A 20,675-nucleotide genomic window follows, 5' to 3' on the forward strand; every position below is an offset into this window, starting at 1 on the left:
CCTATCTCCTTTCTCTAATTTTTCCTTGCTCAACTACGACAAAATCACCTCTTGCTTCATCAATCGTCCCTAAGACGTAGGCTCCATCTGGCAGGCTTAATTGTTCTAACAACTGTTGGATTTGGTCTCTTAGGTGGATATCTTCTCTGTCGACTCCTTTGGGCAAGATAATTTGGACATAGACAGCTCCTTGCGACAAGGCATGATTTAATGAAAAATCGTACAATTCCTCGAGGATAGAATGTTTATTTTTAGTAGCATTTTCAATGCGATCGCTATACCAAGTTTCACCTCTAACAAAATTAGCTTGATCAGATAGGGTGCTTCTTAACTTAGCTGATGCTCCACTTAGATCTGGAGCTTGATTTAATTTTCTTGTTAAAGACTCTTCCAACTTGGTCCGTTCGGGATTGATTTCCAGGATTTTTTCAATCATTGGTAAATAAACTCTGATAGATTCATCATAAGCCGTCCCTAACTCAGATATAGGGTTGTATCTATCAGATAAATCTATTTTATCATAATAAGGCATGACTAATTGTTTAAAGCGTACGGATTTTTTCAAGGGCAGAGAAATGTTCTTGCCGTTAATTTTTTCAGTATAAGTAAAATTAACATCAATGCCAGTTCTTTCTTCAGCCCAGGAGAAGCCTGTAATCTTAATCTCTCCAGGGAAATTCCGATTAGCATAAAAACCCTTGAGATTGGCCTCTAGATTCTTATAGAAAAACAGGAACAAGAGTGCTAGAAAGCACACAAGGACAAGTATACTTTTCCACTTGTCAGAATTAATCTTCAATATCTTTTTCAATAGCATCCTCCTTGATTACTTGCTTGAACTCTTGATCTGTTTCTACATACTCTTCCCGGCCAGTTTTTGTATATCTGCTCCTAATGGTCCAGTGAAAATAGGAGGCATCAGGATATAAAATCTTTGTCAGAGTTTCACTATCATCTAAGGTCATATTTTCTTTTAAAACTAATAAATAACCATACTTCTTAAGTGTTGCAAGTGTTATGTTATCCTCCGTTTTAACATTACTGCTACTATGATTCTTGTCGGAAGAATTGCCAGTTGAAATTGAGTCTTTATCTTCTTTTTCATACTTAAACCAAGGTCCGTAACTATGTATATTACTCTCGTCATCACTGTATGCCTCAGTAATAAATGATGGATCTGAGAGTGCACGATAGATTCCTCCATAGCCGAATCGGATCGTCTCTTTGGGGCGTTTTTTTGTTGCCTTTTTATTAGTCAGATTGATATAAATTTCGTTATCGTAGTCTATCTGGATTTTTACATAGTCATCTTTTCCATCAGAATACATCTGATTATCTAATTCGCCATTTATAGATACATATCCCATATCTTGAACAAGCTTTAAGGCATCAATCGTTTGACCTTCTCCTTTTTCTTGTCCTAGTTGGTAATAACGAATTCGGAAGTATTCTTCCTTATCCTTCTTTTTCAGTGTGCCATCATATTGCTTGGAATCTTGAACTGCTAGATATTTCCGACCTACGGCAAAAATAGATGAGCCCCGTTCATTATCGTCTTCCTTAAAAGAGAGGGCTATCATAGGAAATTCAGGCTCATTCTCTCCAATTGTTACATAATTCGTTAAACGCAGATTCTTCCCTTTATAAACATAATTTCGTTCTTTAACTACATAAGTAGCTTCTTTTACAAAAAAGAAAGAACAAGCACCACCGACAATAAAAACGACCAGCGCTGCTAAAGCATAAATTTGCCACATTTGCCAAGAGAAATTCTCTAGCTTCTTCATCCTATACTCCTTTAAGATAGATTATGCACTATTATATCATTTTTTGGTAAGATTTCTGCTAAAAGTGGAAGAAAAGTATGATAGAATGGTATTATTATATTTTTATTAGGGAAGCGAATATGGATCAAACACGTTTCAAAAAAATCATTAAAATATCTAGTTTCTTTTTTCTAGCGCTAGTAACCTATCTGATCTATTATCCGACGATTAGTCCTGAACCTGCAAAAAGGGAAGGGATTAGCAAGAATCATAGTCGGACTGAGTCAGAAGATCGATATCGAATAGGTGTTAGTCAGGTAAATGACTTTCAGAAAATCGGAAATATTGCCCTGGCTATCGATAAGTTTGGGGAAGTCCAGGAGAAAGATGGCTATCTAGTTGCACAGAATTACAAGCTCCCCGAGGATCCGTATCCTGACGAGGGGAAGGCTTTTTATGATAAAAAAAACACGGAATATTTTTATCAGATTGATATTTACAAAGAGGATGAAGGGATTCAGTCATTAAAGAAGGTCGATGTACGAGCCCTTCTTCTTAAAGAAAAGAAAAAATATAACATTAAGAGTACCGCGAGATTAGATGTGCTTGACTCATCTCCAGATGCTCCTTATATAGAAATAGAGCTAGAAGAGATTGATGGTGGCCCTCAAAAAGCATCTCTGATTATTGACTTAAAGACGGCAAAGAGTCGGATTGCTCACTATATAGGAGCTGCACAAGAAGATGTCTTAACTGCTAGCGATAATAGTGAATTAAAAATTGCTCAAAGTAATCCTATTTTTGCTGACCGTTTAAAGAGTCTAAGCTTTATTGTTGATGCTAAAAAAGACACAAATCCCTATGATAACCAAGAAAAGCAAAATCAAGAAAAAGTTATCATGATGAGACCATATCAGGGTGGAGACCTAATCAATCTCTACCAAGAATATCCTCATGCCCTCGAAATGGCTAAGAAAGGTAGTTTCGCTATCTATCCACTGTTTAAATACACTAAGGATTCCACTCAACAAGCCTCTGATTTTGCTAGACTATTTAATTATCCAGGAGAAGCTCCTTTTTGGTCTGCTCAAAAGAAACAAGAGTATGAAGCAGAACAAATCGTAAAACAGAAGAAAAGTCCTGAAACTCCACTTCCTTATGACTTGTTTATAAAGAAGGTACAGGAGGAAGGAAAAATCAATTGGGCGGAAGGGATTGTCCCAATTGGACTTGATATCGATAGTGAAGAAGTAGTTACCGTTGACTTCAAAAAAGGTCCGGTTTACACGCAGCATTTCGATCTATATGACCACATAAGTGCCTTAGGAAGCCTGACTGATCTTAGCTCTACCAATACGATGCTAAATCAAGTTAGTTTCGATAAAACCAGACGCTATGGAATAAAAACTGTAAAAGACGTCAGCACTCTTATTGATGAATCTAAGCGGTCTAATCCAGCCGGCCCGCAATATATTAATTGGCTTCAATATAACCCTAGTAGCCCTTTGTCTGAATCGTATATGAATACCGTTAAGGAGATTGTGGAGCAGGGACCTCTGTATAGAATTTTCTCCATATTTAGTCTTGAGGTAGGACAGATGACGGTTAGTCAAGCCGAAACTAATGACAATCTTGTGGCAGGATCAATTTCTGTAATGGTTCAAAACGGTAACCAGGCTTTAGTTCCTCTGCAGTTTAAGATAAATAATTTTCATGATTTAACCCCTGATAAAATGATAAAATCGGGACGAATTATCTATGTCCTTATAGATGGTCAGCTTCGTCGAGTAAAAGTTCCGGAGGAAAGATAAGTGAGTCAGATCCTTATAAAGATAAAAAAACTATTTCAAAATAGAATCTTTTTGAATATTGGTGGCTATACTTTAGCATTTGCAATTGGTCTATTTTTGGCTTCTTATGTTGCTGAAAAACAAAAAAACACTATACACTCTCAGCAAAGTCAGACTGAGCAGCAAGAGGTTGGTAAAAATAGGCCAGATAAGGATGCGACTTTTAAGATAGAAAAGCTTGGTGATAATCTCTATATGGTCGAGAATCCTAATTTGGCCATCTTGTCTGACAAGTATATCTTGCAACAAGAGATGAATTACCCCAACAAAACTTTTTACTACGATAGTTACCAGCAATTTAGTAGAGATAAGAATAAGAATAACCACCTAAAAATTAGACTTCTAAACCAAGCTGAAGGGACTTACAAAGATTATGACCTACTCCAGTTGGCTCAAAAGCTACATCCTCAAGCTATTCCAGGGAAAGTGAGTCACCAACTGTATCAAGATCCTCAAGACAGTCAGCTCTATTTTGCTTTTGAGGTATATCTACCAGGTGGATCAAATGCAAGCTACTATTCTAGTTCAAGTAGTGGCTCCTTTACCCAGACTCTCTATGCGAATATTGAAAATGGTCAGACTTTTTCTCTGGATCACTATTTCGAACCTCTAACAGCCCATTCGAAGCAACCAATCTATTCAGCTACTGACCTAGATGATAAATTGAATCGTTATGGACTAGTCTTGGCCAATAAAACACAGAATATTACTCTCATCGAGGGAGGAGAGGATTTAAATATTAAGAGTTTGAAATTAAGTAAAGAATTACCTGGTATAGAAAAGAAATTTAGTGCCGGATGGAGCTTAATGATAACTGGCGATGATTCTTATGAAAAAAGTCTAAAGCTTCTAGCTGCTGAAGGGGAAATCGATCTCTATACTAACATCAAACTAGATGGTTGGTATTCGTCTGATAAGAAGGATCATCTCTTAAAATCTTATCAAGATTTTCTAAACCTATACCAAAAAGGTAAAAACTAGCTTGCTTCTTTTCTAGCAAAGTTGGTCGGACATGGTTGAGAGAGGCTTATGCACTCGATAACACTTAAAGAATGTATTCATAGCGATCAAGGATGACTTTCGTAAAAAAGACCAAGTAATTCCCTGCTTTTTGCAGGGTTTTTTATTTTTCTTTAAAGTGTTAAAATGAGATAAGAATCTGTTATAAGGAGTATGATATGGGTGAAGAGCGAATCGTCAGAAAGATGCTTTTTGAGGATATTGAAGGATTATCAAATGCTTTTGTTGGGCAGGGATGGCCTGAGCGAAAAGATATTCTGCACAAATATTTTCTAGAGCAAGAGGAGGGAGAACGCCAAGTTTTGGTGGCTCTTGTTGGCAGATTTTTGCCAGGTTATATAACAGTCATTCCATTAGCAAATCACGGTCCTTTTGCAGGTCTTTATCCGGAGTTAACTGATTTTAATGTTTTTGAAAGCTTTCAAAGGCAGGGGATTGGCACGGCTCTAATCGAAAAAGCAGAGCAAGAAGCCTTGAAATATTCAGATGTGGTTACCTTGGGAGTGGGATTACATAAGGGATATGGGCCGGCACAGCGCTTATATATTAAAAGAGGATATATTCCAGATGGTTCGGGACTTTGGTTTAACAATGAAGCCCTTGCCCCATATGCTCCTTGTGAAAATAGTGATGACCTAGTACTATATTTTTCGAAAAAGAGAAAATAAAAAAATCCTAAGCAAATCAGCTTAGGAATCAAAAAATTAGTAGCGTCTCGGGTTAGCTGTGGCGCTTTTAATGTTGAATTTTTTCTTGAGGTACCAGCGTCCTACTAAGGAAAGACCACCAATCATTATGACAAGGAGGTTTGGCAATTGCGGATTAAGGAAGCTTGGTAGGAAGGCGCTAAGAGTGAAGGCTACCAACCAAAGTAGAACAGCACCACTCATAACAATGGCTGATTTCCAAAAAGGTGGTTTAGTACCGTATTCTTGGTCCGGTTCATAGTAGCGATAAATGAAGTGGTAGAGTGAATAGAAAACCAAACCTCCTGTTAGACTGCCCAGAACTAGGGTAGTAAATCCGTAAGGATTCGGTGTTTTTGCAAAATAGTTAACTGCTCCTTGGAAAATGGATAAAAGTCCGAAAATCAAAAGAGCAGAATCCAAAATCATGAGGCGTGGATCGTCATTTTGCGCAGGATTTTCAGCTGCTTTTTTCTCTGCAGTGGTTAATTGCTGGACCCAAGCGGTAGGGGCCCCGTAGAGACCACGGGCAGTGATTCCTTTGGACTGGTTTTCAAGGATGGTAGGAATGATTCCCTCTAGGAGGACTTTGATTTCCTCGTCGGTTTTCCCAGCTTCAATCAGCTGGTGAGTAGCAATGCGAATAAATTCTTGGTTTTTCTTGCTAAGTTTGTCTATAGATACTTGTGACATAGGCTTTCCTTCTAACAATTAAAATAGTTTTTTGTGCATGAGGTAAACGGTAAGAGAACCGCTGATAGCAAAAGCGATAAACATGATAATCCAAAAGGCATGAGGTTCGCCATTGAGTGGGATATCGTTATTTTTAAAGTTCATACCATAGGCAGAAAAAATCATAGTCGGAATGGACATAACGACCGTTACCAAGGCCAGAGTTTTCATAATGTTGTTCTGGTTATTGGAAATAATGGACGCAAAGGTGTCTGTCATCCCACGCAGGATATTTCCATAAATGTCTGCCATCTCAATGGCCTGCTGGGTCTCAATCAAGGTGTCTTCTAGCAAGTCTTCATCCTCTAGGTATTTTTTGATATTGCTAGTGGCGCTGGTCAGCTTTTTAATCACGCGCTCATTGGTTTTGAGAGAGGCCTTGAAGTAGACAATGGTTTTTTCCAACTCCATGAGTTCAATCAACTCTTCGTTTCGCGTAGACTGGTGTAGCTGGCTTTCAATCTGCTCGCTCTTACGGTCAATAGAACGTAGGGCTGTCAGATATAGCTCGGCATTACGATAGAGAATCTGAAAGATAAAGCGTGACTTCATAAAGGTGTAGAAGTTGCGCAGGCGACGGTGGATGAAGATATCCAACAAGGGGAGCTTTTCCAAACAGGTGGTGATAATGGCATCCTCCGTCAGAATGATACCAAGCGGAATAGTGACATAATAGGTCTTGTTGTTTCTTTCTTCAGTGATGGGAACGTCCACGATAATCAAAGTATAGTCATCTTCGATCGTTACCCGGGACATTTCTTCCGCATCGAGTGGCGCACGTAAGTCGGTGATATCAATACCGAAAGCATTGGCAATTTCAACTGATTCGCTCTGGGAAGGATTGACAAGATTGATCCAAGTACCCGATTCGAGGGAGTCAATCTCTTTGAATTCGGTCGTAGTAGATAAAAAGACTTGTTTCATGCTCTTTTCCCTTTCCAGATTGTTTTTTTAGACACCGTACTATTATACTATAAATTCACGATTTTTGGAGCAAAAGAATAGAGAAAATTTTGATATAATAGAGAATGTTCAAAGTGAAATGAGGTTAAGATGCAAGATAAAATTGTGATCCATGGAGCGCGAGCTCATAATCTAAAAAATATTGATGTAGAAATTCCTAGAGACAAGCTGGTTGTGGTGACAGGATTATCCGGTTCAGGTAAGTCCAGTCTGGCTTTCGACACTCTCTATGCTGAGGGGCAACGTCGCTATGTGGAGAGTTTGTCGGCCTATGCTCGGCAGTTCTTAGGTAATATGGAAAAGCCGGATGTGGACTCAATTGATGGTCTTAGCCCGGCTATTTCCATCGATCAAAAGACGACTAGTAAAAACCCCCGTTCAACTGTAGGAACTGTTACTGAGATCAATGACTACTTGCGCTTGCTCTATGCCCGTGTTGGCACGCCATACTGTGTCAACGGCCACGGAGCTATTACGGCTTCCTCTGTTGAGCAGATTGTAGACCAAGTCTTGGAGCTTCCAGAGCGCCAGCGCTTGCAGATTTTGGCGCCAGTTATCCGCAAGAAAAAGGGCCAGCATAAGACTGTTTTTGATAAGATTCAGAAAGACGGCTACGTCCGAGTGCGCGTGGATGGTGAAATTTACGATGTGACGGAAGTTCCTGACCTATCAAAGAGCAAGCAACATGACATTGAGGTTGTGGTAGACAGAATTGTCATCAAAGAGGGAGTGAGGAGTCGCCTCTTTGATTCGGTCGAAGCTGCTTTACGGATTGCAGAGGGCTATGTAGTTATCGATACCATGGATGGGAAAGAATTGCTCTTTTCTGAACATTATGCCTGTCCGGTTTGTGGCTTTACAGTGCCAGAACTTGAGCCGCGTCTTTTCTCTTTCAATGCGCCTTTTGGCTCTTGTCCGGACTGTGATGGCTTGGGAGTAAAACTAGAAGTAGACCTAGATCTTGTGGTACCAGATTCTAGTATGACTTTACGAGAAGGTGCACTGGCGCCCTGGAATCCGATCTCTTCTAACTACTATCCGCAGATGCTAGAACAGGCGATGAGCTCCTTTGGCGTTGATATGGACAAGCCTTTTGAAGAGCTAAGTGAAGAAGAAAAGCAGTTGATTTTCTTTGGCTCAGATGGACGAGAATTCCATTTCCACTATGAGAATGAATTCGGAGGTGTGCGAGATATTGACATTCCTTTTGAGGGAGTGGTGACCAATATCAACCGTCGCTACCATGAGACCAATAGTGACTATACTCGGACCCAGATGCGAACCTATATGAATGAGTTGTCCTGTGTAGCGTGTCATGGCTATCGTCTTAGTCCTCAGGCCTTATCAGTCAGGGTTGGGGGTGAAGCTGGTTTGCATATTGGTGAGATTTCAGACTTGTCCATTGCAGATCATTTGCTTCAGTTGGACAAGCTTAGCTTGACAGACAACGAGGCGACTATTGCGCGGCCTATTCTCAAAGAAATTCATGACAGGCTAACCTTCCTGAATAACGTTGGTCTTAATTACTTGACCCTATCTCGTTCTGCCGGAACTTTATCAGGAGGCGAGAGTCAGCGGATTCGCTTGGCGACCCAGATTGGTTCTAATCTGAGTGGCGTCCTCTATATTCTTGATGAACCATCGATTGGCTTGCACCAACGTGACAATGACCGCCTGATTGCCAGTCTCAAGAAGATGCGTGACCTAGGAAATACCCTCATCGTGGTTGAGCATGATGAGGACACCATGCGGGAGGCAGACTGGCTGATTGATGTCGGGCCGGGAGCAGGAGTCTTTGGTGGTGAAATTGTAGCAGCCGGTACTCCTGCACAAGTGGCTAAGAATAAGAAGTCTATTACTGGACAGTACCTATCAGGCAAGCGTGAAATACCAGTACCACTGGAACGTCGTGTAGGAAATGGGCGGTTTATCGAAATTACAGGTGCGGCTGAAAATAATTTGCAAAACATTACAGCTCGTTTCCCACTTGGGAAGTTTATAGCTGTGACGGGAGTTTCGGGATCCGGCAAATCGACCTTGGTCAACTCTATTCTAAAAAAGACCTTGGCTCAAAGACTCAATCGTAATTCGGATAAGCCTGGAAAATTTAAAACGATCTCTGGAGTAGATTATATAGATCGTTTAATCGATATTGATCAAAGTCCAATTGGTCGGACACCGCGCTCCAACCCTGCCACCTACACTGGAGTTTTTGATGATATTCGGGATCTTTTTGCTCAAACCAATGAAGCCAAGATTCGTGGCTATAAGAAGGGTCGTTTTAGTTTTAACGTGAAGGGTGGCCGTTGTGAGGCCTGCTCGGGCGACGGTATCATCAAAATCGAAATGCATTTCTTACCGGATGTTTATGTTCCTTGCGAAGTCTGTCATGGAAGACGCTATAACAGTGAGACCTTAGAAGTACACTATAAGGAAAAGAATATCTCACAAATCTTAGATATGACAGTCAATGATGCAGTTGATTTCTTCAAACATATTCCAAAGATCAATCGGAAGCTACAAACAATTAAAGATGTGGGCCTAGGGTATGTTACTTTAGGACAGCCAGCGACTACTCTATCGGGTGGTGAAGCCCAGCGGATGAAGCTGGCTAGTGAGCTTCATAAGAGATCGACCGGCAAGTCTCTCTATATCTTGGATGAACCGACGACAGGTCTGCATACAGAGGATATCTCTCGCTTGCTAAAAGTTCTGGATCGTTTCGTTGATGATGGAAATACTGTCTTAGTTATTGAGCACAATCTAGATGTGATTAAGACAGCTGACCATATTATAGACCTAGGTCCAGAAGGTGGTGTCGGTGGTGGTACGATTATTGCAACTGGTACACCAGAGGAGGTCGCCGCAAACCCAACTAGCTATACTGGTCAGTATCTGAAAGAGAAGTTGCATCAAAAATAGTATTTTATAAATCCTTGTCGTCTGCATGTTGGCAGGGATTTTTGTTATGTGGAATTTCTGAGTAATACGGCCGAAATATTGCTTGATAAAAATACTTCTCTTTTATTTGTTTTTTGATATAATATGCTTAACTATTTTGTGGAGGTATGAAATGTTAGCAAGAGTTGAAAAATTTGAAGCAGCATTGGCTCAGACAGAATGTGATGCTGTCTTAGTAACCAATTTAAAAAATATATACTATCTGACCGGCTTTAGTGGAACAGAGGCGACAGTTTTCATCAGTAAGACACGCCGTATTTTTCTGACAGATGCCCGTTATACTCTGATTGCCAAGGGAGTTGTCCAAGGTTTTGACATTGTCGAAACGCGAGATGCACTGGGTGAGATTGCTAAAATTATAGCGGACGACAAGCTGGAAAAAATTGGCTTTGATGACGAGATTTCCTATGCTTACTTCAAGATGCTAGAAAGTCTTTTCTCAGGATATGAGCTGGTGCCAATGACCGGTTTTATCGAGAATCTCCGCATGATTAAAGATGAGCAAGAAATCGCGACCATTCGCAAGGCCTGCCAAATTTCAGATCAAGCCTTCCTAGATGTACTGGACTTTATCAAGCCAGGTGAGACGACAGAGCTAGCGGTTATGAACTTTTTAGATGCCCGGATGCGTCAGCTAGGTGCTTCAGGTGCCTCTTTTGACTTTATCATCGCTTCAGGCTACCGCTCTGCTATGCCGCACGGTGTGGCTAGTGACAAGGTCATTCAAAATGGCGAAACCCTGACCATGGACTTTGGCTGCTACTACAACCACTATGTCAGTGATATGACGCGGACTGTTCATGTGGGACAGGTGACAGATGAAGAGCGGGAGATTTATGATATTGTCCTGCGTAGCAATCAAGCTCTGATAGAAGCTGCTAAGGCTGGGCTTAGTCGGATTGATTTTGACCGAATTCCGCGGCAGATTATTAACGATGCTGGCTATGGTCCTTACTTTAGCCACGGGATTGGCCACGGTATCGGTCTGGATATCCATGAGATTCCTTACTTTGGCAAGTCAGAAGAGCCGATTGAGGCAGGCATGGTCCTGACCGATGAGCCAGGTATTTATCTGGACGGCAAATACGGCGTCCGCATCGAAGACGATCTCCTCATTACAGAAACAGGCTGTGAAGTCCTAACCCTTGCGCCAAAAGAATTGATTGTTATTTAGATTAAAGAATCTTTTCTTACCCTGTTAATTTAAAGGATAAAAAGAGGCTTATGAAAAAAGGTATTTTAGTATTTGCGACCATCTTTCTTGTTCTACTCTTCTTTTTAGCCCCTGCCGTTGATGCTGGTGTGGGAAATTCTGAAAGTGGTGGTAGCAGCTTGATTGATTCGGGTGGCGGAAGCAGTTGGTCTGGAGGTGACAGTTGGTCTGGAGGTTCGAGCAGTTATAGCTCAGGCTCTGGTTCGGGTTCTTCGGGAAGTTTTGCCGTTGTTGTCATCGGTGGTGTTATCGGTTTACTGTATAATTTAGTAAAAGGTACAGATGACACTAGTTCTTCAAGTAATGAATTAAAAAGAACGACTGAGGAAAGAGCCGGCAAGCCGATTCAGAATAATCTCGAAGCGATTAGACAACTGAAACAACAGGATCCAAACTTTGATGAAGAGCGTTTCTTGTCACAGGTGAAGGTAATCTACCTTCGACTTCAGTCTGCCTGGACCGAGAAAGATTGGGCTTCGGTTCGTGGCTTAGAAAGTCCGAGTCTCTATGACCAGCACAGCACTCAGCTACAGGAGCATATTCGAGCGAAAACGACCAATGTCTTGGAACGTGTACGAGTGGAAAATTCTAAGATTAAGGACTTCTATCCAAATCCGCAAGGTCATGATAGACTGGAAGTGATCCTGTCATCGACTATGAGGGATTATATCAGGGACGATGAAACAGGACGGATTATCGAAGGTGATCCAACCAAGGACTTATTTACAGTTTATCGCTTAAACTTCATTCGTCTGCATGATGCTAAAACTGAAGAAGTCACGAAGACTGATATTCTTAGTGACCACTGTCCAAACTGTGGGGCTCCTCTGACGATTGACTCTGTTTCCAAGTGTGAATACTGTCAGGCTTCCTTGGTACGAACAGCTCAAGATTGGCTCTTGGACACCTATGATGTTGTCGATGAAATTGAATTTTATAAATAGGAGATAGTATGGGATTTATTAAAGCAGCCCTTTCTGGGGGCATCAGTAGCTTTCGTGATAGCAAGTTTAAAGAAGCGGTTGTTCTGCCTGAGTCAGTTCCGTCAGAAGCCTTGGCAGTTAAAGGTGTTCTTTTGACAAAAGACCCAGACGGTCAATCTCGACACGGCAATCAAAATACCGGTCTTTTAACGGATGGCTCTTTGGTAATTGTTCCTCAAGGCTATGTAGCTTTATTGGTCAACAATGGAACTTTTCTGGGAGAACTTTTGGAAGCTGGTAGCCACGAATGGCAAGCTGGCGATAATGCTTGGTTACTAGAAAAAGGTGGGATCAAAGGAACTTGGGAAAACTTTAAGAATCGCTTCTCATTTGGTGGACAAGTTGTGACCCAACAAGAAATTATTTATTTCAAGATCCAGCCTTTCACAGGCAATAAATTTGGAACTCAAAACCCTGTTGAATACTTTAGTGAACGCTATCAACAACTGCTTAGTATCAGATTTTACGGGCTGTATGATGTCAAAATTGCGGATCCAGTTCTCTTTTATATTAGTTCTGTAAGTCGTCAGATTACGGTGGATCAACCATTTACCTTGCAAGATGTAGCACAAGGGACTCTACGCCAAAATCTGCCACCAAAGATTGCGGTTGCCATCGCAAAGTATACTGCTGTCAATCAAGTGGACATCTATAGCCTCAATGCTAATCAAGAAGTCTTTAATGAACTTGCAAAACAAGAGGTCAATCAAACTTGGACAAGCTTATATGGTTTGGAAGTAACCAATGTCCTCCTTGAAGACCTAAGCTATGATGAAGATAGCATGGCGACTGTTCGCAAGCTTGATAGTGAGTTAGCGGCTATGAAATACAACACGATTGAAATTGAAGAACGCAGGGCGCGTAATGAGGCTCTGATTGCTGCAGCCAAAAACGAAGGCGGAAACGGCATGAATCTTTTGATGGGGATGAACCTTGGCCAAGCCTTAGGTGGAGAACTCCAACAACAAGTTTCGTCTTCTCAAGGCAAGGAAAAAACATTTTATATTGAGGTGGATGGGAAATATGTCCATGTCAAGAAAGATGAAGAAGGAAATATCGTTCCAGTAGACTGAAGTAAGTGTACGGTATGGTATGGTGAACAAGTCTGAAAATTTAGTAACTGCAACCAATTGGAGTTGATTGTTATTTGAGAATTATCAGGCTTTATGGTACAATAAAGAGTAAACTATTTATTAAAGAGGTAAAAATCACATGATTGAAGCAAGTAAATTGAAAGCTGGTATGACTTTTGAAACAGCTGATGGCAAATTGATCCGCGTTTTGGAAGCAAGCCACCATAAACCAGGTAAAGGAAATACGATCATGCGTATGAAATTGCGTGACGTCCGTACTGGTTCAACTTTTGATACAAGCTACCGTCCAGAAGAAAAATTTGAGCAAGCTATTATTGAAACTGTTCCAGCTCAATACTTGTACCAAATGGATGACACTGCTTACTTCATGAATACTGAAACCTATGACCAATATGAAATCCCAGTAGTCAATGTTGAAGATGAATTGAAATACATCCTTGAAAACTCTGACGTAAAAATCCAGTTCTATGGAAGCGAAGTGATTGGTGTGACAGTGCCAACAACTGTTGAATTAGTTGTAACTGAAACTCAACCATCAATCAAGGGTGCTACTGTAACTGGTTCTGGTAAACCAGCTACTCTTGAAACTGGTCTTGTCGTTAACGTTCCAGACTTTATTGAAGTTGGACAAAAATTGATCATCAACACTGCAGAAGGAACTTACGTTTCTCGCGCATAATATAGAAGAGGTAATCACTATGGCAACTGAACAATTAGGTGAAATTGTTATTGCGCCACGCGTTTTGGAAAAAATCATTGCGATTGCAACTGCAAAAGTAGACGGAGTTCACTCTTTTGCAAACAAGAGTATGTCAGATAGCTTAGCTAAGCGTTCTTTGAGTCGTGGGGTCTATCTTCATACTGCGGATAATGGCGATGTAACAGTGGATATTTATCTGTACTTGGAGTATGGTGTAGGGGTTCCTACCGTTGCTATGGCTATTCAAAAGGCTGTGAAAAGTGCTGTCCATGATATGGCAGATGTAAGTTTGTCAGCTGTTAATGTCCATGTTGCAGGTATTGTTCCAGAAAAATCTCCAAAACCAGATATGGCTGATTTATTTGACGAGGATTTCCTCAATGAGTAAGGTAATGGTAGACTCAAGACGTGATTTACGTGAGCGCGCATTTCAGGCATTGATGAGTCTGGAGTATGATGGGGATATAGTTGAAGCTTGTCGCTTTGCTTATCTACATGATAAGGAAGAAGAGGAACAAGTTGAACTTCCGATCTTCTTGCTCAATCTAGTTAATGGCGTAATGCAATCCAAAAGTGAGCTCGATGATAAGATTACTCAGTATTTGAAGGCTGGTTGGACCTTGGATCGTTTGACTCTGGTAGAGAAAAATATTCTGCGTTTAGGTTTGTATGAGCTACTAGAATATGACGAGACACCACAGCTTGTTGCAGTTAACGAGGCTATTGAGCTGGCGAAAAAATTCTCAGATGAAAAATCAAGTAAGTTTATCAATGGGATTTTGAGTCAATTTGTTACAGAAGAATAAAAAAGCTGAGATTCTTATCTCGGCTTTTTTGCGGTAAGGAATCTAAAAAGAATGCAGATGGAGCTAGTGGTGAAGTAATACAAAAGATCAAAACCCTTACGTGAAGCTAGTCCTTCAAAAAATAGCAAATTATTAGATGCTAAGCTAGGAGTCTTTCTTGACAATCATTATGAAAACGTTATAATTTTATTAGATTAATATTAGGAGGATGTTTTTTTATGAAAGCAACGAAAGCTACCGTAACCATTTTTTCTGCATTGGCATCAGTTATTATTCTGACGAGCTGTGCTCCGAAACCAACAGAAAATAAGACAACAGAGAGCAGTACATCGGATAATAAGATTTCGATGACCTATGAACAGCTTCGTTCGAGAGAAAATACCATGTCTACTCTTTGGTATCAAAAGGCGGCTGAAACCAAGGCTTTGTATTTACAAGGCTATAATGTTGCAACGAATCGTCTGAAAGAATTATTAAAAACACCGACAGAAAAACCATATTCTATCGTCTTAGACTTGGATGAGACTGTACTGGATAACAGCCCTTACCAAGTGAAAAATGTAAAAGATGGCACAGCATTTACACCTGAAAATTGGGATGTTTGGGTCCAAAAGGCTGAGGCTAAAGCCGTTCCAGGAGCAAAGGAATTCCTCCAATTTGCTAATGAAAATGGTGTACAAATTTACTATGTTTCTGACCGTGCGGCTAGTCAGGTAGATGCAACCATTAAGAACCTAGAAAAAGAAGGCATTCCTGTTCAGGGACGTGACCATTTGATGTTCTTGGAAGAAGGCGTCAAGTCAAAAGAAGGACGTCGCCAAAAGGTTCAAGAAACGACAAATCTAGTTATGCTATTTGGAGATAATTTAGTTGACTTTGCAGACTTCTCCAAAAAATCTTCTGAAGAGCGTGACAAGAAATTGGACGAACTTCAAAAAGAATTTGGTGAAAAATTCATCATCTTCCCTAATCCAATGTATGGATCATGGGAATCCACAGTTTACAAGGGTGAAAAATTAGACGCTAAGGGTCAAGTTGAAGAACGTGAAAAAGCCTTAGAAAGCTTTGATAAATAGTCTGAGAGTTTTTTGAAAGATTAGACATAAAAAAGACAACCTCCTTTTTTGAGGTTGTTTTTTTTGGGATAAAAATCAAATACTTTTGCCAGGTAATAGACTAACTGGTAGGAAATAACCAGTCGTTTGAACTTCGTGGCCAGCAATCCTTTTGAGGAGTAGGTCTACAGATAGATGAGCAATATCTTTCAGTGGTTGCTTGATAGTGGCCAACTGTGGATAGTAGTTCTCCACAAAGTAGGTGCCATCGTAGCCAATGATTTTTAAATCTTCGGGAACCTTGATGTCCAGCTCTTGAGCGACCTTCATAATTAAAATGGCTGTCAAATCATCTGAAGCAAAGATAGCATCTGGCTTCTCATGGGTCAAAATGTGCTTGATTTCCATTTCCTTTCGGACGGGAGAAAAATCACTGGAAACATTGATAATAGGTGCATCAGGTAGGACGGAAGCAAAGCCAGCATGGCGCAGGCCTGTTGGTGAGTTGGAATTGTCATTGCCAGTAATCATGATGATATTTTGAGCACCAGCCTTGACCAAGGTCTGAGCCGCCAGCACTCCGCCTCCGTAGTTGTCTGAAGAGACGACAGGAATATCCGGCGAAAGATTACGGTCGAAGGCAATAATTGGCGCAGTCACGCGATTGTAGTCCTCGATGCCCAAATTGTGGCTACCAGAGATGATACCATCCACCTGGTTGGCTTCTAACATCTCAAGGTATTCACGCTCCTTGTCTGAGTCATGCTCACTATTGCAGATGATGGTTTTATAGCCCTGTTTAAAGAGCTCGTGCTCTAGCTTGTCAATCAATTCTGCATAAAAAACATTGCTGATATTAGGGAAAATAAGCCCGATTAGCTTAGCTGATTTTCCTTGGAGGCTACGCGCTAGATTGTTAGGCTTGTAGGCCAACTCTCGCATGGCTGCCTCAACCTTAGAAATCGTTTTGTCGGATAAATAGCCTTTTCTGTTGATGACGCGAGAAACAGTTGTGGGGCTGACTCCTGCAAGTTTTGCTACATCAGTTAGCTTTGCGACCATAATCTAATTCATAGTAAGTACCGGTTGGATTGCCCTTGGTAATAGCAATGCCTGTCTGGTCTTCTTTCGGGAAGACACGGCCGGAAAATACTTTCTCTCCTTCATTGATGAAAATTTCAAAAATCGATTTATCTATAAATATACTAGCATTTGTTGCTTCTTTGTCAATATTACAGCTTCGGCTGGTTCCAAAGTCTAGAGCAAATGACTTACCCGCCTGACTACGATCAACCGTTACTAGACCTGCTTTGAGGTCAAAATTGATGCGTAACCCCTTTCCATCCTTGTCTGCAAAGAGAACGATTTCGTGTTCGGTATCCGCAGCGAGATTCAGTTCTAGTTCGTAGCTGTTCTTGCTTTCTGACAGAGAAGTGAAAGGCTGAGATGCTGCTTGTAAATCCTTGATAGCAGGCACTGGGTATTGGTAGAGCTTGCCGTCTTTCAGAGTTAATTCCTTGACGAGAGAGAAAACACCTTGATGGTCGAATCGGTCAGAAGGGTACTCCACATCAGGCAAGCCCAGCCAGCTGACAGCGAGTGCACGACCGTCAGGTGCATTGAAGGCTTGGGTGGCATAGCAGTCGAAACCAAAGTCCAGATTTTGAATAGGGCTAGGATTAATCAAAGCAGCGTTATTTATGTCAAACGATTGACCTATTTTATACATGTTTGGATAAATGTTGCCATAGTCCAGTACGTCTTTAGACAAGCCTTGAGGGCAATAGAGTAGTACTGGCTGGTCATTGATGAAGACAAGGTTTGGACACTCCATCATATAGGCCGTTTTGTCATTGGCGAAGTCTAAATCGCCGACGACTTCCCAGTTGGTATAGTCGTTATCAACAGCCTTGTAAAGCTTGACATAGCCTTGCTTGTCTAGATTTTGTCCTCCGACAATGGCATAGAACTGCCCTTTGTAGTTAAAAATCTGTGGATCGCGGAAGTGGTCAGTGGCTTCAGCAGGTTGCTCAATCAAGACCTTATTAATTTTTTCCAGCTTGCCTGATTTGTCTAACAAGGCGCCAATCTGATAGGGATGACGTACCCAATTCTCATCACGAACATTGCCGGTGTAGAAGAGAAAGAGCTTGTCGTCAAACTGCATGGCAGAGCCAGAGTAGGCACCGTGGCTGTCTAGTGCGGTGTCTGGCAGTACACGGAGCCCAGTTTCAGTAAAGTGAACTAGGTCATCGCTCTCCAGCTGAACCCAGCACTTGAGACCGTGAGCTGCTCCGAAAGGAAAGTTTTGGTAGAAAACGATCCACTTGCCATCAAAATAGGAAAAACCGTTGGGATCATTGAGTAGTCCAGTCTGAGGTTCCACATGGTAGCTGGCCCTCCAAGGGGATTTTGCAATATTTTCTTTAATCTGCTGTACTTCATCCTGAGTCCAGTCTTCGTAGCGTCTGTAGCGTTTTTCAGTCGTCCAAGCCAAACTTTATTCCTCCGTCATATATTTTTTCTTACTACTATAGTAAACGTTTTCTGCCTAAAAATCAACTTTAAACATATAAAAAAATAAAATTTCTGCAAAACGCTTGACATATTTTTGGATCATGGTAAAATAATATTCGTAAAGGTGATAAAATCGCTTTCAAAAAAGTTTAATAAATTTAATAAGGAGATTTTTGCAAATGGACAATCAGGATATTGCAAAAAAGGTCGTCGAAGCCTTGGGTGGACGTGAAAATGTCAACAGTGTAGCTCACTGTGCGACTCGTCTACGCGTCATGGTCAAAGATGAAGGAAAAATTAATAAAGAAGTGATTGAGAACTTGGATAAGGTTCAAGGAGCTTTCTTTAACTCAGGCCAATACCAGATTATCTTTGGTACTGGTACAGTCAATAAAATGTACGATGAAGTTGTTGCACTTGGTTTGCCAACATCATCGAAAGAAGATATGAAAGAAGAAGCTGGCAAACAGGGAAACTGGTTCCAACGCGCTATTCGTACTTTCGGTGACGTCTTCGTTCCACTTTTACCAGCTATTGTTGCAACAGGGTTATTTATGGGTATCCGTGGTGCGATTGCGCAAGACCAAATATTATCTTTGTTTGGTACAACTGCAGAAGCTTTTAAAGCAACCAACTTCTATACCTATACAGTTGTTCTAACAGATACCGCTTTTGCATTCTTTCCAGCCTTAATTTGTTGGTCTGCCTTCCGTGTTTTCGGTGGTAATCCATTGATTGGTTTGGTTCTAGGATTGATGATGGTTAACTCAGCTTTACCAAATGCGTGGGCTGTTGCTTCTGGAGATGCTAAGCCAATTTTGTTCTTCGGATTTATTAAAGTTGTCGGTTATCAAAACTCAGTTTTACCAGCATTTTTTGTTGGTTTGATTGGTGCAAAACTTGAAAAGTGGCTCCATAAGCGAATTCCTGATGTATTAGATTTACTAGTTGTACCATTTTTGACCTTCTTAGTAATGTCTATTTTAGCTTTGTTTGTCATTGGACCTGTTTTTCACGAGGTTGAATCATATGTTAAAGTCGCTACAACTTGGTTACTTAGCTTACCACTTGGTTTGGGTGGTTTAGTTCTTGGTGGAGTTCACCAAGTTATTGTTGTGACAGGTGTCCATCATATTTTCAATCTACTTGAGTCTAACTTGGTAACTTCAACAGGAGCAGATCCACTGAATGCTATTATCACAGCTGCTATGACTGCTCAACTTGGAGCAACACTTGCGGTTGGTGTTAAAACGAAGAATCCAAAGCTCAAAGCTCTTGCTTTCCCAGCTGCTCTTTCTGCAGGCCTTGGTATCACTGAACCTGCTATTTTTGGGGTTAACCTTCGTTACGGAAAACCATTTATCATGGGTCTGATTGCTGGTGCTGCAGGTGGTTGGTTCGCAAACACTTTAGGGTTGGCAGGAACTAGCTTTGGTATCACAATTGTTCCTGGTACCCTTCTTTACCTAAATGGTCAAATTCTTCAGTACATTTTTATGGTATTAGTAACGACTGGTCTTGGTTTTGGATTGACTTATGCTTTTGGTTATAAAGACGAAGAAGAAGTAGCTACTGAAGTAGAGACAGAACGTTTGGTTGAAGAAGAAACAACAGGTAACATTCCTGTGTCCCTCCAAAACGAAACAATTCTTGCTCCAGTTGCTGGGGAAGTTGTTCCTCTTGCAGATGTTAATGATCCAGTATTTTCAAGCGGAGCTATGGGGCAAGGTTTGGCAATCAAGCCAAGCGAGGGAGTTGTCTATGCTCCGGCTGATGCAGAGGTTACGATTGCTTTTGCGACTGGACATGCATATGGTCTTAAAACTTCTAATGGTGCAGAAATCTTGATTCACGTTGGTATTGATACGGTATCAATGAATGGTGAAGGTTTCAATCACACTGTAGCACAAGGTGATAAAGTCAAAGCAGGTGATGTTCTAGGAACATTTGATTCAGCTAAGATTGCTGCAGCTGGTCTCGAAGATACAACTATGGTTATCGTGACGAATACTGCGGACTATGCTTCTGTAACTCCAGTAGGTCAAGGGACAGTAAGCAAAGGTGATGCTGTTATTGAAGTAAAAGCATAAAAATTTAAGTACAATATAGAAAAACAGATATTCAAATTTGGATGTCTGTTTTTTTTTGTATTTTTCTTTCAAAAATACAACCTTGTAGAAAAAAATAAGGATAGAAACTCAAGTGATTACACTTGTAAATTTTTTTTAAAAATTGAGCATAATTTGTTGACAATCCTTTTGTACCATGATACAATTACAAATGTAAACGAAAATACGAAACAAAATATCGTTTGCAATTCTTGAAAATG

General features: G+C 40.8%; 18 protein-coding genes. 12 read left to right on the forward strand and 6 right to left on the reverse strand.

What is annotated here, in order from left to right; translation table 11 throughout:
• Position 1: 1 nt before the first annotated feature.
• Positions 2-817, reverse strand: a complete 816-nt coding sequence (locus HMPREF2780_RS10690; RefSeq protein WP_105026603.1) for a hypothetical protein — start codon at positions 815-817, stop codon at positions 2-4.
• Complete coding sequence (locus HMPREF2780_RS10695) at positions 789-1,787, reverse strand: hypothetical protein (RefSeq protein WP_105026604.1); 999 nt, start codon at positions 1,785-1,787, stop codon at positions 789-791. Before HMPREF2780_RS10695 ends, HMPREF2780_RS10690 begins: the two co-directional genes overlap by 29 nt.
• Positions 1,788-1,906: 119 nt before the next feature.
• Between HMPREF2780_RS10695 and HMPREF2780_RS10700 the strand changes: the two genes are divergently transcribed.
• The 3 genes from HMPREF2780_RS10700 to HMPREF2780_RS10710 all read left to right on the forward strand — a co-directional run bounded on the left by HMPREF2780_RS10700 (position 1,907) and on the right by HMPREF2780_RS10710 (position 5,304).
• Positions 1,907-3,577: a hypothetical protein gene (locus tag HMPREF2780_RS10700; protein ID WP_233994397.1), complete on the forward strand. Its 1,671-nt coding sequence runs from the start codon at positions 1,907-1,909 to the stop codon at positions 3,575-3,577.
• The gene (locus HMPREF2780_RS10705) at positions 3,578-4,597 is read left to right on the forward strand and encodes a hypothetical protein (protein WP_105026606.1); all 1,020 of its coding nucleotides are present in this window, start codon (positions 3,578-3,580) and stop codon (positions 4,595-4,597) included. It abuts the gene before it with no gap.
• A 197-nt stretch (positions 4,598-4,794) separates the two neighbouring features.
• Positions 4,795-5,304 (forward strand): GNAT family N-acetyltransferase, encoded by a 510-nt coding sequence (locus tag HMPREF2780_RS10710; RefSeq protein ID WP_105026607.1) that lies wholly within the window; start codon positions 4,795-4,797, stop codon positions 5,302-5,304.
• 36 nt (positions 5,305-5,340) lie between these two features.
• Here the strand turns inward: HMPREF2780_RS10710 and HMPREF2780_RS10715 are convergent, their stop codons facing one another.
• Positions 5,341-6,015, reverse strand: coding sequence for a DUF1129 domain-containing protein (locus HMPREF2780_RS10715; RefSeq protein WP_061597028.1), 675 nt, complete (start codon positions 6,013-6,015; stop codon positions 5,341-5,343).
• Between the two features lie 18 nt (positions 6,016-6,033).
• On the reverse strand, positions 6,034-6,978 hold the full coding sequence (locus HMPREF2780_RS10720) for a magnesium transporter CorA family protein (protein ID WP_008809852.1): 945 nt from the start codon (positions 6,976-6,978) through the stop codon (positions 6,034-6,036).
• 129 nt (positions 6,979-7,107) lie between these two features.
• Between HMPREF2780_RS10720 and uvrA the strand changes: the two genes are divergently transcribed.
• The 8 genes from uvrA (at position 7,108) to HMPREF2780_RS10760 (ending at position 15,850) form a co-directional block, all read left to right on the forward strand.
• A complete protein-coding gene (gene uvrA / locus HMPREF2780_RS10725) occupies positions 7,108-9,939 on the forward strand; it encodes an excinuclease ABC subunit UvrA (RefSeq protein ID WP_105026608.1) in 2,832 nt (943 codons plus the stop codon).
• A 151-nt stretch (positions 9,940-10,090) separates the two neighbouring features.
• Entirely contained in the window at positions 10,091-11,152 is a 1,062-nt protein-coding gene (locus HMPREF2780_RS10730; RefSeq protein WP_105026609.1) for a M24 family metallopeptidase, read from the forward strand.
• 50 nt (positions 11,153-11,202) lie between these two features.
• Positions 11,203-12,135, forward strand: coding sequence for a Tim44 domain-containing protein (locus tag HMPREF2780_RS10735; protein ID WP_053794342.1), 933 nt, complete (start codon positions 11,203-11,205; stop codon positions 12,133-12,135).
• 8 nt (positions 12,136-12,143) lie between these two features.
• On the forward strand, positions 12,144-13,247 hold the full coding sequence (locus HMPREF2780_RS10740) for an SPFH domain-containing protein (protein WP_105026610.1): 1,104 nt from the start codon (positions 12,144-12,146) through the stop codon (positions 13,245-13,247).
• Positions 13,248-13,386: 139 nt separating this feature from the next.
• On the forward strand, positions 13,387-13,947 hold the full coding sequence (gene efp / locus HMPREF2780_RS10745) for an elongation factor P (protein ID WP_009754238.1): 561 nt from the start codon (positions 13,387-13,389) through the stop codon (positions 13,945-13,947).
• A 19-nt stretch (positions 13,948-13,966) separates the two neighbouring features.
• Positions 13,967-14,356, forward strand: a complete 390-nt coding sequence (locus HMPREF2780_RS10750; RefSeq protein ID WP_008809845.1) for an Asp23/Gls24 family envelope stress response protein — start codon at positions 13,967-13,969, stop codon at positions 14,354-14,356.
• Positions 14,349-14,774: a transcription antitermination factor NusB gene (gene nusB, locus HMPREF2780_RS10755; protein ID WP_045504424.1), complete on the forward strand. Its 426-nt coding sequence runs from the start codon at positions 14,349-14,351 to the stop codon at positions 14,772-14,774. Before HMPREF2780_RS10750 ends, nusB begins: the two co-directional genes overlap by 8 nt.
• 218 nt (positions 14,775-14,992) lie before the next feature.
• On the forward strand, positions 14,993-15,850 hold the full coding sequence (locus HMPREF2780_RS10760) for a 5'-nucleotidase, lipoprotein e(P4) family (protein ID WP_008809843.1): 858 nt from the start codon (positions 14,993-14,995) through the stop codon (positions 15,848-15,850).
• Between the two features lie 75 nt (positions 15,851-15,925).
• Here the strand turns inward: HMPREF2780_RS10760 and HMPREF2780_RS10765 are convergent, their stop codons facing one another.
• Both HMPREF2780_RS10765 and HMPREF2780_RS10770 read right to left on the reverse strand, forming a co-directional pair.
• Positions 15,926-16,891, reverse strand: coding sequence for a LacI family DNA-binding transcriptional regulator (locus tag HMPREF2780_RS10765; protein WP_105026611.1), 966 nt, complete (start codon positions 16,889-16,891; stop codon positions 15,926-15,928).
• Entirely contained in the window at positions 16,872-18,326 is a 1,455-nt protein-coding gene (locus HMPREF2780_RS10770; protein ID WP_105026612.1) for a sucrose-6-phosphate hydrolase, read from the reverse strand. The genes HMPREF2780_RS10765 and HMPREF2780_RS10770 overlap by 20 nt, the downstream gene beginning before the upstream one ends.
• A gap of 199 nt (positions 18,327-18,525) precedes the next feature.
• Here HMPREF2780_RS10770 and HMPREF2780_RS10780 point away from each other — a divergent pair, with 199 nt between their 5' ends.
• Positions 18,526-20,436, forward strand: a complete 1,911-nt coding sequence (locus tag HMPREF2780_RS10780) for a sucrose-specific PTS transporter subunit IIBC (RefSeq protein WP_105026613.1) — start codon at positions 18,526-18,528, stop codon at positions 20,434-20,436.
• The last annotated feature ends 239 nt before the right edge of the window (positions 20,437-20,675 follow it).

The organism is Streptococcus sp. HMSC062B01, from assembly GCF_001811085.1.
In the GTDB taxonomy this organism is placed as follows: Bacteria; Bacillota; Bacilli; order Lactobacillales; family Streptococcaceae; genus Streptococcus; species Streptococcus gordonii.